The sequence below is a fragment of the Pseudarthrobacter kochi genome (assembly GCF_055412805.1).
The window spans coordinates 1-13917 of the sequence record NZ_JBVAYV010000059.1; the positions used below are offsets into that span (position 1 = coordinate 1).

Here is a 13917-nt window from a genome sequence, read left to right on the forward strand (position 1 = left end):
TCTTTCAGCCGGTAGAACAGTGCGTCAACAACACTATTTTCCCAGTTCAGAAGCACCTTTCGTCGCTTAAACACACCCTGCGGGCCCCACCCTCATGAAAACCTCGGGCTAGGCGGGCAACGGGGCGGCCACCAAGCCGTCGATTTGCCACAGATGGCCGGGATGGCAGTCCTAATACCGGCCATTTGTGGAGAATGGACGCACCTCAACACACGCAAACGCACTCAAACTGCGCACCGGGGCAGGCCCCCGCATCAGCCGGCCCGGGCCGCGTTGAACGGTTTGGAACCGTGGGGTACCTAGACTGGGTCAATGACCGAGCAGAACCAGACTTATCCGGACGCCGACGCCAACGCCGATTCCTATGACCCCGGGGCCAGCTCACTGGCCGGTCAGGTGGATCCCGCGGTGATGGCGGAGCTGTTGTCGATCCGCTCCAGCATCGACAACATCGATGCCACCCTCGTCTACCTTCTCGCCGAGCGGTTCAAGGCCACCCAGAAGGTCGGATTCCTCAAGGCCACCCACAAACTTCCCGCCGGAGACCCGGGCCGGGAGACGGCGCAGATCGCGCGGTTGCGGCGGCTCGCGGCCGAGGCCCACCTGGACCCGGCGTTCGCCGAGAAGTTCCTCAACTTCATCATCGGTGAGGTCATCAGGCACCACGAAGCCATTGCCGAAGACCACCAGGCCTCCCTGGCCGCAGATACCCAGGCCGCGGATTCCGCGCGCGCCCGGGCCGCCGGCCAAGTCCCCGGTTCAGCCGGCCCGGCCGTCTCCGCCACCGCCTAGCCGTGGCAGCACCACTGGCAGCGGAGCCGCAGCAGGTCACCGCCACCGCACTGGGTACCTGGCCCGGCGAAGACCCGGTCGAAGCCGCACGCATCATCCGCGGTGAACTCGGCAGCCCGCACTTCCCGTTCCTGGCCGAGCTTCCGGACCGGGGCGTCGGATCGGACGCCCTCGGCCGGACAGCCTCCCTGCTGGTGGACCTTTCCGTGGACGTCCAGCCCCACGGCTGGCGGATCGTGGACCGGCCCGGCAAGGACCTCAAGCGGGCGCGCTCGGCGCTCTCCACCGACATCAACATCCTGGCCGACGTGATCGGCGCCGAGGACACCCCGGCCACGGACCTCAAGGTCCAGCTGCGCGGCCCGCTGAGCCTCGCCGCCGGACTGCACCTGCACAACGGGGAGCGTGCGCTGATCGACTACGGCGCCCGGCGGGACCTCGCGGCGTCCCTGGCCGCGGGGGCCGGAAGCTACCTGAGCCGGGTGGCCGCCGCGGCCCCCGGCGCCCGCATCGTGGTCCAGATCGACGAGCCGGAGATCGCATCCGTGCTGGCCGGCACCATCCCCACCTCCAGCGGCTACCGGACCCTGCGCTCGGTCCCCGGCCAGGAAGCCACCGACTCCTGGCAGCTGGTCATCGACGCGCTGCGGGAGGCCGGCGCCGTCGAGGTCGTTGTCTGCGTCCCGGAAGTCGAGGCGCCCTTCGACCGGATACTGGCGGCGGGGGCCGACGGGATCGCCGTGCCCCTGCGCGCTCTCACATCACGCCAGTGGGAACAGCTCGCCGGCGCAGTGGAGGCGGGGAAAAGGCTGTGGGCAGGAGCGCTTGATGTCTCCAGCCCCGCCGCCGCGCTGCCCCGCGTCGGCGACGTCGTGGAAACTGTCTGGCGGCCGTGGCGCCAACTGGGCCTGACTGCCGCGACGCTCGGCGGGTTGCGCGTCACACCCTCGGACGGGCTGGCCAGGCATTCGCCGTCGTCCGCGACGGCGGTGTTGACCCGGCTGACACAGGTGGCCGACGGCCTCAACCAGCTCGCAGTCGGCTAGCGCCGGCCGGCGCCGCCGTCAGCTGCGTCGTTCCCAGCGGTCCGGCCGGGCATGGTCCGGCAGGTAGCCCGGCGCCGCCACCCCGCCGGGGTACGGTTCCAGCCGATAGTCGAAGTGCCCGGCATAGACCAGGATCAGCCCGAGCTGCGGCTGGATCACCTTGACCTGGATCCGGTGCCTGCCGGCCGTGCCTTCCCCGGGCGCCCACCATTGTTCGGCGTAGGCCTTGGCATCGAGCGCGGCGGGCAGGGGAATCCGGAGCGGGCCGAGGAACAGCCGTGATGCCTCCGACACACCCCGCAGCCGGCCACCGTCCGTGACGCTGAGGTTGAGGTCCGTGACGAGCCGCCGGTACCTCCCGACGTAATCGAGCAGGCCGTGCCGGCTGCCGGAGTCATCGAAGCTTGTGGTGTCGTGGAACAGCCGGGTGGTGCCCGGGAAGAAGATTTCGCGCCTTGCGGTGAGGCTGGAGCGTCCGAACGGGTCCAGGTGGGCGTGGTTCTCGATCCGGAACCGGATGCCCTCGCCGTATTCCGGGAAAAACGCCTGCTCGCCGCCGGCGAGGCGCAGCAGGGGACGGAGCCAGCTCTGCCGGCAGCCGACCACGTCAAACACGCCCTCGCCGACGCCGAAGTGCCCGGAGCCGGGAGTGAGGGAGAAGTACTCCTGCAGCTCCGGCTGCAGCCGGGCGAAGTCAGCGCCGAGGGCCAGCTGGTAGATCGGGGTGCTCACAGAATCCTCCTGGGGTGCCTGGCTGGGTGATGTATTGCTGTCCACAGCATGCGGGATGGACGGGGGTTTGTCACAGCCGGCCGGATGCCCGGTGGCGGCATCGGTGGGCCGCCCGGTTACCGGCGGCGCCATGCCCGGGCGCCGCGGAATACGACAAAGCCATTGCAATAAGGGAATATATACATATGAAGGCACGCATTCTGGTAGTGGACGATGACGAGGCGCTGGCCGAGATGATCGGTATTGTGCTGCGCAATGACGGGTTCGAACCCGTCTTCTGCGCTGACGGCGGGCAGTCGCTGGAAGTCTTCCGCTCCGCCAAACCGGATCTCGTGCTGCTGGACCTCATGCTCCCGGGCATCGACGGCATTGAAGTCTGCCGCCAGATCCGTGCCGAGTCCGATGTCCCGATCGTGATGCTCACTGCCAAGGCGGACACCTCCGATGTGGTCCGCGGCCTCGAGTCCGGGGCCGATGACTATGTGCCGAAGCCCTTCAAGCCGGCCGAACTGGTCGCCAGGGTCCGGGCCCGGCTGCGGCCCGGCGACCAGAAGGCACCCGAGACGCTGCGGATTGCCGACGTCACGATCGACGTGGCAGGACACCTGGTCAGCCGTGGGACCGAGCGGATCTCGCTGACACCGCTGGAGTTCGACCTGCTGGTCGCCCTGGCACGCAAGCCCTGGCAGGTCTTCACCCGGGAACTGCTCCTGGAGCAGGTCTGGGGATACCGGCACGCCGCCGACACCCGTCTGGTGAACGTCCACGTCCAGCGGCTCAGGTCAAAGATCGAACGTGACCCGGAAGCCCCCGAAGTTGTATTGACGGTCCGTGGTGTCGGCTACAAAGCAGGTTCCTGAGCCACCGGACGGCCACCCCGGAACAGGTCCGGTGAGCGACCCGCCCGCCGGCTGGCAGGCCATGAGTTTCCGCACCACGATCTGGGCGAAGCGGGCCCGGATCGTGGGCGTGCGGGTGGCCCGGCTGGTCGTCATTGGCGCTTCCCGCCTGCTTCCGGGCATCCGCTACCTCCTCCGCTCACTGCACCGCAAGTGGCGGCGGTCGCTGCAGTTCAGGACCGTACTGACAACCCTGATGCTCGCGATCGCGTCTTTCGCGGTTGTCGGCGCGTACCTGTCCAACCAGATCGCCAACAACCTCTTCCAGGAACGGCTTGTCCAGGCCGAGTCGGAGACGCGCTACAACGTCAAGCAGGTGCAGGACACGTTCGACGGCGCCCAGGTCACCGATCAGTCCAGCGTCATCACGCTCGTCTACGACACCTTGAACGCCGTCGAGGGCCGCGGCTCCGTGATCCAGCGGCGCTATGTCTTTGAGGCGATGCCGGAACAGACCAAACCCCGCAACCGCTGGGTCGAATCGCGGGCATCGGACCAGCTCACCATCAGCGTCATTCCCACCGAGCTGCGCACGGCCGTGCAGAATTCCGGCAAGGAGCAGTTCTGGGCGTCCACGGAGTTCCCAGTGGGCACCGAAGACCGGCCCGGGATCGCCGTCGGCAACAAAGTCACCTTCAACGGCACCGTCTACGAGCTGTACCTCATCTATGACCTCAACACCGCCCAAAAGACCCTCGACGAGATCCAGAACGTCCTGCTGGCCGGCGGCGCGGTGCTGGCGCTGCTGATTGGCGCCGTGGCCTGGTACGTGACAAGGAACGTGGTCAGCCCGGTCAGCCACGCCGCGCTCGTCTCCGAGAAACTCGCGGCAGGGCAGCTGCAGGAACGCATGGTGGTCAAGGGCGAGGACGAGGTGGCCCGGCTTGGGGCTTCGTTCAACCACATGGCGGCGAGCCTCCAGGAGCAGATCACCCAGCTTGCGACCCTGTCCCAGATGCAGCAGCGCTTCGTCTCCGACGTCTCCCACGAACTGCGGACCCCGCTCACCACCGTGCGGATGGCCGCTGAAGTTCTGTACGACGCGCGCGACGACTTCGACCCCATCAACAAGCGGTCCGCGGAACTGCTCTACCACCAGGTGGAGCGCTTCCAGTCCCTCCTGGCCGACCTCCTGGAGATCTCCCGCTTCGACGCGGGCGTGGCAACGCTCGACGCCGAACCGGGCGATATCGTGCAGCTCGTGTCGCATGTGATGGAAGGCGTGGCCCCGGTGGCCGCCGAGTACGGCTCCGAGGTCACCCTCAACGCGCCCGCGGGCAGCATCATCGTGGACATGGATGACCGCCGGATCGACCGGATCCTGCGCAACCTCGTGCTGAATGCCCTGGAACACGGCGAGGGCCGCCCGGTGAACATTTCCCTGGCCGCCAACGACAACGCCGTGGCGGTCGCGGTCCGGGACCACGGCATCGGTTTGGCCCCGGCGGAAGCGGCACGAGTGTTCGACCGGTTCTGGCGCGCCGATCCGGCGCGGGCACGCACCACGGGAGGCAGCGGCCTCGGGCTGTCCATCGCGGCGGAGGACGCGAAACTCCACAACGGCTGGCTCCAGGCGTGGGGACGGAAGGGCATCGGCGCCAACTTCCGCCTCACTCTCGCGCTGCGCCAGGGCGAGGCCATTACGAAGTCCCCACTCCAGCTGGAACCGGTCGACGTCGGTTTTCACGGCGACGGCGAACGCACCATGCTGCTCCTGGACCCCACGCCAGTAACGCGCGCCGACGTTGGCCCCGCTGCAGCCGGGAGCATGCCCGACGGCGGGACCCACGACGCCGGCACCGCCGGCGCCGGCATAACCGATACCCGGGGAACCAGTACCGCCGGCACCGGAACGAAGGAGGGGGCATGAGCCGCACCCCACGGAAGGCCACCCGCACGGCGATGCTGCTGGCGGTGCTGCTGTTCCTACTGACATCGTGCGCCCAGATCCCGCGGTCGGGCCCGGTGGGGAAAAGCACGGACGAGAGCGCAGGGAATCCCAATAACGCTCCTGTGTTCTTCCCGTCCGCGCCGCGTCAGGGGGCCGGGCCGGACGCCGTGATCGAGGACTTCTACCTCGCCGGCAGCGGCTACGAGGACGACTACGCCGTGGCACGCCAGTACCTGACCCAGGCGTCGTCCGTGACCTGGAAGCCGGACCAGCGGGTGCTCGTCTTTCGCTCCGCGCGCGTGGTGCCGACCGGCGTCGAAAACGTCTTCAACTACGAACTGGACGTGTCCTACTCCGTTGACGTGGATGGGGTTGCCACCCAGCTGCCGGAGGGAACCAAGGAGAATATCCCCGCCACGCTGACCAAGGTGGACGGTGAATGGCGGATTGCTGAACTCCCGGACGGCACGGCGATCCCGGAGGAGACCTTCAAAGTCATCTACGGCGCCTATCCGATCTATTTCTATGACCCGACGTTCGCCTATGCGGTGCCCGACGTCCGGTGGTTTATCAAGAAGAAGACCGTCAAGGCCATGACCAGCGCCCTCCTCGGCGGTCCGGCCCCGTATCTCAAGGGAGCCGTGGTCAGCGCTTTCCCCTCGGGCATCAAGCTGGCCCGCGAGTCGGTCCCGGTGGTCTCCGGCGCCGCCCAGGTGGACCTCACGGCAAAGGACCTCGTGGAGGCCTCCAACGAGGACAGGCTGCGGATGCAGACCCAGCTCGCCCTTACCTTCCGCAGCCAGCCCGACGTCATCAACGTCGAGCTCCGGGCCAACCAGGACCTGGTGCGCGTACAGGACAATGGCTCTGTCCTTCCGCCGGTCCGGGACAAAAACGTCCCCGCCCACCAGATCGCCGTGAGCAACAACAATCTGGTCCGTTATGAGAACAACAGGATCTCGCCGCTTCCCGTCATCCAGCCTGTCTCTGCCCTGGCACCCCGGGCCCCGGCGGAATCTCCGGTCTCGCAGTCCGCTGCCTTCCTCAACGCCGGCCGCGGAACGCTGTACTCCATCGTGCCTGGCCAGCCCGCCAGGGCGCTGACCACCCGCGCCACCCTGACCCGTCCGTCCTTCGACCGGTACGACTGGATCTGGACGGCGGGGCCGGGGGCCAACGGCGCCGCGGAAATGATCGCCTACCGGCCGGTCAACGTGGCAGAAGGCTCCGCTGTCCCAACGGTCACGCTGGCGCCGGCCTGGCTCGCCGGGCGGTCCGTCAAGGAGTTCCGGGTCTCACGCGAGGGCACCCGGGCCCTCATCCTCACAGAGCAGAACGGCAAGACCAAGGTCCAGGTCGCGGGCATTGTCCGGGCAGCAGACGGCACGCCCAAGGAACTGACCGTGCCGATGAACTTGTTGGCAACGAACGATCCGGACCAGGGCGTGTGGGTGGATGACACCACGGTCGCGGTGATGAAGGGCTCCGCAAGCGAATCCGTCACACCGGAGCTTTTGTCCCTCACATCGTCCCAGCCGCAGCAACTCGCGCCGTGGCCGGGACTTACCGCGCTCAGTGCCGGCAACGGGGCGGAGGAGATCTACGCGCAGTCCGCGGAAGGGATCTTCCAGCGGCTCGGCAACGGATGGTCCCCGCAACTCAAGGGGCCGATCGATCCGGCCTATCCGGGCTAGGGACTCCAACAGGCGCGTCGGGCATTGTTCCGGCAGCGCAGCGCAGCCCAGCCCGGTCGTGCCTGTCCCGACCGTGTGACGCGATTTTCCACATAGGGTCGCCAGGGGCTGCCGCCAGGCGCCGCGGTGGCGGAACCTTGTCAGGTGGTGACATCCAGGCAGGCTCATGGCAGTGGCAGTGGCAGTGGCAGTGGCAGTGGGAGTGGCAGTGGCAGTGGCAGTGACCGGGACGGCAGTGCCGCAACCGGCGCGGTTCGGCGACCGCCGCGCGCAGCCGACCCTGATCTGGGTCCGGCGGCCATTCCTGCGGCGAGACACCGCGGCGGCTACCGCCGGCCGCTGGCGCGGCTGGCAGACGGGGCCGCGGCTGCCGCGGCCGAAGTCCTGGCACTCGTGGCGCCGGTGGACTGCGTCTGTTGTGGGGCCGAAGACCTGGCGCTCTGCGGCGGCTGCGGACGGCAGGTCCGGCTGTTGATGCGGCAACCGTTCCGGGCGGAAGCACAAGCCCCGGCCCTGATGGACGTCGACGGCTCCGTGCTCCTTCCTGTGGTGGCTGCAGGCGCCTACCGCGCGGAGCTGGCGCAGACGGTGCTGTCGTTCAAGCGCTACGGCCAGGGACAACTCGCTGAGGTGTTGTCCCGCGGCCTGGCCCGGGCCATACGGGCTGCTGCAGGGGAGGTGCCGGGACTGCTGCTGGTCCCCGTGCCCACCAGCAGCGGTGCCTACCGGAAGCGTGGTTTCAGCCCGGTCCACGTGCTTCTCGGCAGAATGCGGCGGCCCCCGGGAGCCGGCGTGCACTCCCGATTCACCACCGTCCATGCCCTCCGGAAGACGGTGCTGCGGGCCCCGCCGACCGGGAGGCCGGCCTCACGGGCGGCCCCCGGGGCCGGATACCGCCTCCCCGGACTGCCGGGACTGCCGGGACTGCCGCGGGCGCGCGGCGGACAAAGCGGCGGACAAAAAGGGCTGGGGCGCGGGGACCGGGCACAGCGGGTGCGGGGATCCATGCGGGTCCGGCGCGGCCCGTTCGCTCCCAGGGTCAAGGGACAGCAGTGCATCATCGTCGACGACGTGCTCACCACCGGGGCTACGTTGGCCGAGGCTGCCCGGGCGTTGCGCGCGGCCGGCGCGCTGGTGAGTGGCGCCGTCGTCCTCGCCGCGACACGCCCGCCGGTCACGCTCGACTTCGGTGACGCCGGCCGTGCGTTGGCGGGGAAGGCGCCCGTCAAGGAAAAAAATAAACCAAAAAAGGATGAATAAGAGGGGGCTATGAACTAACGTCGAAGATGGGTACCAAGAACAGATGTACCTGTCGATAGCGGCTCGGAAAGGGGCTCGACTGTCAGTCAGAACAGCCCCGGGAAGTGCCGCCGTCGTGTCACCGAAGTCATTTGGAGGGCACCATGGAGTTCATGATCAGCGGACGTAATTTGACGGTCTCCGACCGGTTCCGCGAGTACGCCGACGAGAAGATCTCGAAGATCGCGTCACTGGGCGACAAGGTCCAGCGGGTGGACGCGAAGGTAACCAAGGAGACCAAAGCCCGCCAGACCGACGAGATGCTCACGGTAGAGCTGACCGTCCTCGGCCGGGGCCCCGTGATTCGTGCCGAAGCCAGCGCCGCAGACAAATTCGCCGCGTTCGATCTCGCCTACAACAAGCTTCTTGAACGCCTGCGCCGCGCGAAGGACCGCAAGAAGGTCCACCATGGCCGGCACACCCCGAAATCCGTCACCGAGGCCACGGCAACCCTCGAGCCCGCGAGCACCAGCGAGCCCATCTACGAAGAGGCCAACCACTGGCTGGAGCCCAAGGCCGCTCCCGCCGAGAAGTCGCCGTACGAGGTCGAGAATGACATCCCGGCCGGAGACTCGCCCGTGCTCATCCGCCGGAAGGTCTTTCCCGCCGCGTCCCTCACGCTCGACGACGCCGTCGACAACATGGAGCTCGTTGGTCACGACTTCTACCTCTTCGTGGACAAGGAGACCAAGGCGCCGTCCGTCGTGTACCGCCGCGAAGGTTGGACCTACGGGGTGATTTCCCTCGACCAGACGTGCCAGCCGGGCGAGGCCCCGCTGGAAGAGAAAGTCCTCGCCTACCGCTCCGGGGATGAGCCCGCCAGCGCATAAGCTGGTCCTGACCATCCAACGAAGGGACTGACGTGCAGGAAGTGCTGAGCCTCAAGCAGGCCCGGCGGATCGCACTGGCAGCCCAGGGATTGGACAAAGTACGGCCCGCCGGACCCGTGACTGCACGGGCGGTGGGCCGTACTTTTGCCCGGCTCCAACTGGTCCAGATCGACTCCGTCAACGTGCTGTCCCGGAGCCACTACCTGCCCTTCTTCTCCCGGCTGGGCAACTACGACCGCGCCATCCTCCAGCGCATGGCGGGCACCCACCCGCGCCGCATGATGGAGTACTGGGCCCACGAGGCCAGCTTCATCCGCCCCGACCATTTTCAGGACCTGGTCCTGTGGCAAAGCCGGAAATGGGTGGGGGCGCACTCCATGGACCCCGAGCTCAGGAACGGTGTCGCGTCCCGGGTGCTTGAGGCCCTGGCCGCCGGCCGGCCAATGACCGCCGCCGAACTCACCGCGCACCTTGGCCATGTGGAGGACCGGCAGCAGGACAACTGGGGCTGGAACTGGAACGCCGTGAAACGGGTGCTGGAGCACCTCTTCGAAGCGGGCCTCATTTCGGCCGCGTCCCGCACGGAGTCCTTTGAACGGCGCTACACCCTCACAGCCAAGGTCCTGTCGGGACGGCCGGAGAAAGATCCGGCGGTCCCGGACGCCGAAGCGGACCAGGAGGCCGCGCTGGTACGCCTCATCGATGCCGCCGCCCGGGCCCACGGCATCGGCACGCTGCGCTGCTTCGCGGACTACTTCCGGACGCCCATGCGTCCGTCCGCCATCGCAGTGGACCACCTCCTCGAAGCGGGACGGCTGCTGCCCGTCACTGTGACCGGCTGGAACAAGCCCGTCTACCGGCACGTCGAGGCGAAACTGCCCCGCACGGCCACCGGTCGCGCACTGCTGAGCCCCTTCGACTCGCTGGTCTTTGAGCGGCGGCGCCTTGAGGCCTTGTTCGGTTTCCACTACCGCATCGAGATCTACACCCCGGAGCCGAAGCGCCGCTACGGCTATTACGTGCTGCCCTTTTTGCTGCGCGACGGGATCGTGGCCCGAGTCGACCTCAAAGCCGACCGGGCCAACGGCCTGCTGCTGGCGAGGGCTGCCCACGCGGAACCCGGCGCCCCCGCCGACACCGCCGTCGAACTCGCTGCCGAACTGCAGCTCATGGCAGAGTGGTTGGAACTGGACCGGGTTGTGGTTTCCCGGAAAGGGGACCTGGCCCCGGCGCTCGCAGACGCCGTGTCCGGGGCAGGACGCGGTCTATCCGCTGAGAGGGAACAGGCGTAACCGGCCCTGCGTCTCTCCCGTAGACTAAACACGCCAGAATTCGGCAGCTTGAGACTGGGAGCAACTTCACGTGGCATCACTTATCGAAAAACTTCTCCGCACGGGTGACAAAAAAACCCTGAGGCAACTGCGGAACTATGCCGATTCCATCAATGCCCTGGAAAGCTCCTTCCAGACCTTCAGCGACGCAGAATTGCGCGAAGAGACAGACCGGCTCCGCGCCCGCCACGTCGACGGCGAAAAGCTCGATGACCTCCTGCCCGAGGCGTTCGCCGCCGTTCGCGAAGCTTCGTCCCGCACCCTCGGGATGCGCCACTTCGACGTCCAGCTGATGGGCGGCGCCGCCCTGCACCTGGGCAACATCGCCGAAATGAAGACTGGTGAAGGCAAAACCCTCGTGGCCACCGCTCCGGCCTACCTGAACGCCCTCGCCGGCAACGGCGTGCACGTCATCACCGTCAACGACTACCTTGCCGAATACCAGTCGGACCTCATGGGCCGTGTCTACCGCTTCCTGGGCCTGACCAGCGGCTGCATCCTGTCCAACCAGGACCCGGCCGTGCGCCGCGAACAGTACGCCGCCGATATCACCTACGGCACCAACAACGAATTTGGCTTCGACTACCTGCGCGACAACATGGCGTGGGACAAGTCCGAGCTCGTCCAGCGCGGCCACCACTTCGCCATCGTCGATGAGGTGGACTCCATCCTCATCGACGAGGCGCGGACCCCGCTCATCATTTCCGGCCCCGCCCAGGGCGACACCAACCGCTGGTACAGCGAGTTCGCCAAGGTCGTCACCCGGCTCACGTCCGAGGAGGACTACGAAGTCGACGAGAAGAAGCGCACCGTCGGTGTGCTCGAGGCCGGCATCGAGAAGGTCGAGGACTACCTCGGCATCCACAACCTCTACGAGTCCGCGAACACCCCGCTGATCGGATTCCTTAACAACGCCATCAAGGCCAAGGAACTGTTCAAGCGGGACAAGGACTACGTCATCCTCGACGGCGAAGTCCTGATCGTGGACGAGCACACCGGCCGCATCCTCGCCGGCCGGCGCTACAACGAAGGCATGCACCAGGCCATCGAGGCCAAAGAAGGCGTCGAGATCAAGGCCGAGAACCAGACCCTCGCCACGGTGACGCTGCAGAACTACTTCCGCATGTACGGCAAGCTCGCGGGCATGACCGGCACCGCCGAAACCGAAGCCGCAGAGTTCATGAGCACCTACAAGCTCGGCGTCGTCGCGATCCCCACCAACCGGGACATGACGCGCATCGACCAGGCGGACCTCGTCTACAAGAACGAGGCCGTCAAGTTCGACGCCGTCGTCAAGGACATCGCCGAACGGCACGAAAAAGGCCAGCCGGTCCTGGTCGGCACCACGAGCGTCGAGAAGAGCGAATATCTCTCCCGGCTGCTGGCCAAGGAAGGCGTCCGCCACGAGGTCCTGAACGCCAAGAACCACGCCCGTGAGGCTGCGATCGTGGCCCAGGCTGGCCGCAAGGGCGCCGTCACGGTGGCGACCAACATGGCCGGCCGCGGTACCGACATCATGCTCGGCGGCAACGCCGAGTTCACCGCTGTCGCCGAACTGGCCAAGCGCGGGCTGGATCCGGAAGAGAACTCCGAAGAATACGAAGCCGCCTGGCCGGCCGCCTTCGAGGCCGCCAAGCAGTCCGTCAAGGACGAGCACGAGGAAGTCCTCAATCTCGGCGGCCTCTACGTGCTGGGCACCGAACGGCACGAATCACGCCGGATCGACAACCAGCTCCGCGGCCGCTCCGGCCGCCAAGGCGACCCGGGCGAGTCCCGGTTCTACCTGTCGCTGACCGATGACCTGATGCGCCTGTTCAACTCCGGCGCGGCGGAACGTCTGATGAACAGCTCGGTGCCGGACGACGTCGCACTCGAATCCAAGCTCGTCTCGCGCGCCATCGCCTCCGCCCAGGGCCAGGTGGAGGGCCGTAACGCCGAACAGCGCAAGAACGTCCTGAAGTACGACGACGTCCTGAACCGCCAGCGTGAGGCCATCTACGGCGACCGCCGCCGCATCCTCGAAGGCGACGACCTCCACGAGAAGGTCCAGTTCTTCCTGGAAGACACGATCACCGCGTTCATCGAGCAGGCCACCGCGGAGGGTACCGGCGACGACTGGGACTTCAACCTGCTGTGGTCCAACCTCAAGACCCTCTACCCGGTGAGCGTCACCCCGCGCGACCTCATCGACGAGGCCGGCGGCAAGTCGCGGATCACGGTCGACTTCCTCAAGGAAGAGATCCTCTCCGACGCCCGCCTGGTCTACCAGGCCCGCGAAGAAGCCATCGGGCACGAGAGCATGCGCGAACTCGAGCGCCGCGTTGTGCTTTCGGTGATCGGCCGCAAATGGCAGGAACACCTCTATGAGATGGACTACCTGAAGGAAGGCATCGGGCTGCGCGCGATGGCCCAGCGCGATCCCCTGGTGGAATACCAGCGCGAGGGCTTCATCATGTTCCAGGCCATGATGGAGGCCATCCGGGAGGAAAGCGTCGGCTTCCTGTTCAACCTTGAGGTCGAGGTGACGCCCGCCGAGGATGTGGTCGTGGCGGACGCCGCGGGCCAGCACACCGAGCACCACGAACCGCAGATTCATGCTGCCGGGCTGGAGGCCCCCGAAAAGCCGGCCCAGCTGCAGTACACGGCCCCCGGCGAGGACGGTTCGGCCCAGACCCGTGTGGAGGCCAAGGCCTCCGGCCGTTCCGGCAACCCGGCCAAGGCCGGGCAGGATGCCCCGCGCCGCGCCAACAAAAAGAAGAAGCGCTAGCCGGTCGGTTGCTGGCCGACACGGTCAGCGTGGCCTAACGGCGCAGTAATGACAGAGGACCGGAACATGAGTTCCGGTCCTCTGGCATTACTGCTGCCTCCTCCTTCCGTCGCTTCCCTCAGTCAGCCCCCAGCCCGTTTGAGTGATCTTCCGCGTTGGTTCTCAGCCGATTTCCAGCACAGTGATCCGCCAGGCGAGCCTGCTTCGCTCCAGCCGCAGGGCGACCGCCCGCACCCGCAACTCCTCGACCACGACGGCGCTGGCCTCGTAGATGTCAGCGGATACCCGGCAGGCCCGGACGGAGCGGACAGAGGCGTTGCGGTGCAGTCGTCCCGCCGTCGGTGACGCCCCGCACGGCACACGCCGGGTCAGGGCGGCCCGGTGTTGGAGGGCCGCGAGGCAGCGCTCGTCGAGCCGCCGGGCAAGTTGTTGTGCCGGCCGGGTGCCGGCCAGCACTTCGATGGCGGCCTGAACCGTGCTGCGGGAAATCGCACATACCTCCCGTTCCTCATCGGCCCTGCGCAGCAACGGCGCCGCCGGAACGCAGGGACTGGCCTGGGGGGGGGGAGGGGGAGGGACACCCCAAAAAAACCCCAAAGGGGGGGGGGGGGGGGGGGAGGGTTTTCCGGTGGGGCG

The 13917-nt window shown here is 67.4% G+C and carries 11 protein-coding genes; 9 read left to right on the plus strand and 2 right to left on the minus strand.

The features are described 5' to 3' along the window. Window positions 1-312: 312 nt before the first annotated feature. Window positions 313-792 (plus strand): chorismate mutase, encoded by a 480-nt coding sequence (locus ACZY0Y_RS18185; protein WP_463959614.1) that lies wholly within the window; start codon window positions 313-315, stop codon window positions 790-792. Between the two features lie 2 nt (window positions 793-794). Continuing rightward, the gene (locus tag ACZY0Y_RS18190) at window positions 795-1838 is read left to right on the plus strand and encodes a uroporphyrinogen decarboxylase/cobalamine-independent methonine synthase family protein (protein WP_463959616.1); all 1044 of its coding nucleotides are present in this window, start codon (window positions 795-797) and stop codon (window positions 1836-1838) included. 18 nt (window positions 1839-1856) lie between these two features. On the opposite strand, the gene ACZY0Y_RS18195 is transcribed toward ACZY0Y_RS18190, so the two are convergent. After that, entirely contained in the window at window positions 1857-2570 is a 714-nt protein-coding gene (locus tag ACZY0Y_RS18195) for a DUF4166 domain-containing protein (RefSeq protein ID WP_463959618.1), read from the minus strand. A gap of 185 nt (window positions 2571-2755) precedes the next feature. Between ACZY0Y_RS18195 and mtrA the strand changes: the two genes are divergently transcribed. From mtrA to secA, 7 genes are all read left to right on the plus strand, one after another. Continuing rightward, window positions 2756-3430 carry an MtrAB system response regulator MtrA gene (gene mtrA, locus ACZY0Y_RS18200; RefSeq protein ID WP_463959620.1) on the plus strand — a complete coding sequence of 225 codons (675 nt, stop codon included), beginning with the start codon at window positions 2756-2758 and terminating at the stop codon, window positions 3428-3430. Between the two features lie 61 nt (window positions 3431-3491). Further along, window positions 3492-5339: an MtrAB system histidine kinase MtrB gene (gene mtrB / locus ACZY0Y_RS18205; RefSeq protein ID WP_463959629.1), complete on the plus strand. Its 1848-nt coding sequence runs from the start codon at window positions 3492-3494 to the stop codon at window positions 5337-5339. Then, window positions 5336-7054, plus strand: coding sequence for an LpqB family beta-propeller domain-containing protein (locus tag ACZY0Y_RS18210; RefSeq protein WP_463884340.1), 1719 nt, complete (start codon window positions 5336-5338; stop codon window positions 7052-7054). The genes mtrB and ACZY0Y_RS18210 overlap by 4 nt, the downstream gene beginning before the upstream one ends. Window positions 7055-7528: 474 nt before the next feature. Further along, on the plus strand, window positions 7529-8314 hold the full coding sequence (locus tag ACZY0Y_RS18215; protein ID WP_463959622.1) for a ComF family protein: 786 nt from the start codon (window positions 7529-7531) through the stop codon (window positions 8312-8314). Window positions 8315-8457: 143 nt separating this feature from the next. Further along, window positions 8458-9183: a ribosome hibernation-promoting factor, HPF/YfiA family gene (gene hpf, locus ACZY0Y_RS18220; protein WP_463884344.1), complete on the plus strand. Its 726-nt coding sequence runs from the start codon at window positions 8458-8460 to the stop codon at window positions 9181-9183. Window positions 9184-9215: 32 nt separating this feature from the next. Beyond that, complete coding sequence (locus ACZY0Y_RS18225) at window positions 9216-10475, plus strand: winged helix-turn-helix domain-containing protein (RefSeq protein WP_463959624.1); 1260 nt, start codon at window positions 9216-9218, stop codon at window positions 10473-10475. Between the two features lie 70 nt (window positions 10476-10545). Further along, on the plus strand, window positions 10546-13281 hold the full coding sequence (gene secA / locus ACZY0Y_RS18230) for a preprotein translocase subunit SecA (RefSeq protein ID WP_463959625.1): 2736 nt from the start codon (window positions 10546-10548) through the stop codon (window positions 13279-13281). Between the two features lie 162 nt (window positions 13282-13443). Here secA and ACZY0Y_RS18235 read toward each other — a convergent pair whose 3' ends face one another. Next, entirely contained in the window at window positions 13444-13809 is a 366-nt protein-coding gene (locus ACZY0Y_RS18235) for an Rv3235 family protein (RefSeq protein ID WP_463959627.1), read from the minus strand. Window positions 13810-13917 lie beyond the last annotated feature (108 nt).

What these genes read in the sequence shown, in the direction of transcription:
- ACZY0Y_RS18185 (WP_463959614.1), top strand. Translation starts at nt 313, where the DNA reads ATGACCGAGCAGAACCAGACTTATCCGGACGCCGACGCCAACGCCGAT.
- mtrA (WP_463959620.1), top strand. Translation starts at nt 2,756, where the DNA reads ATGAAGGCACGCATTCTGGTAGTGGACGATGACGAGGCGCTGGCCGAG.
- mtrB (WP_463959629.1), top strand. Translation starts at nt 3,492, where the DNA reads ATGAGTTTCCGCACCACGATCTGGGCGAAGCGGGCCCGGATCGTGGGC.
- ACZY0Y_RS18210 (WP_463884340.1), top strand. Translation starts at nt 5,336, where the DNA reads ATGAGCCGCACCCCACGGAAGGCCACCCGCACGGCGATGCTGCTGGCG.
- ACZY0Y_RS18215 (WP_463959622.1), top strand. Translation starts at nt 7,529, where the DNA reads ATGCGGCAACCGTTCCGGGCGGAAGCACAAGCCCCGGCCCTGATGGAC.
- hpf (WP_463884344.1), top strand. Translation starts at nt 8,458, where the DNA reads ATGGAGTTCATGATCAGCGGACGTAATTTGACGGTCTCCGACCGGTTC.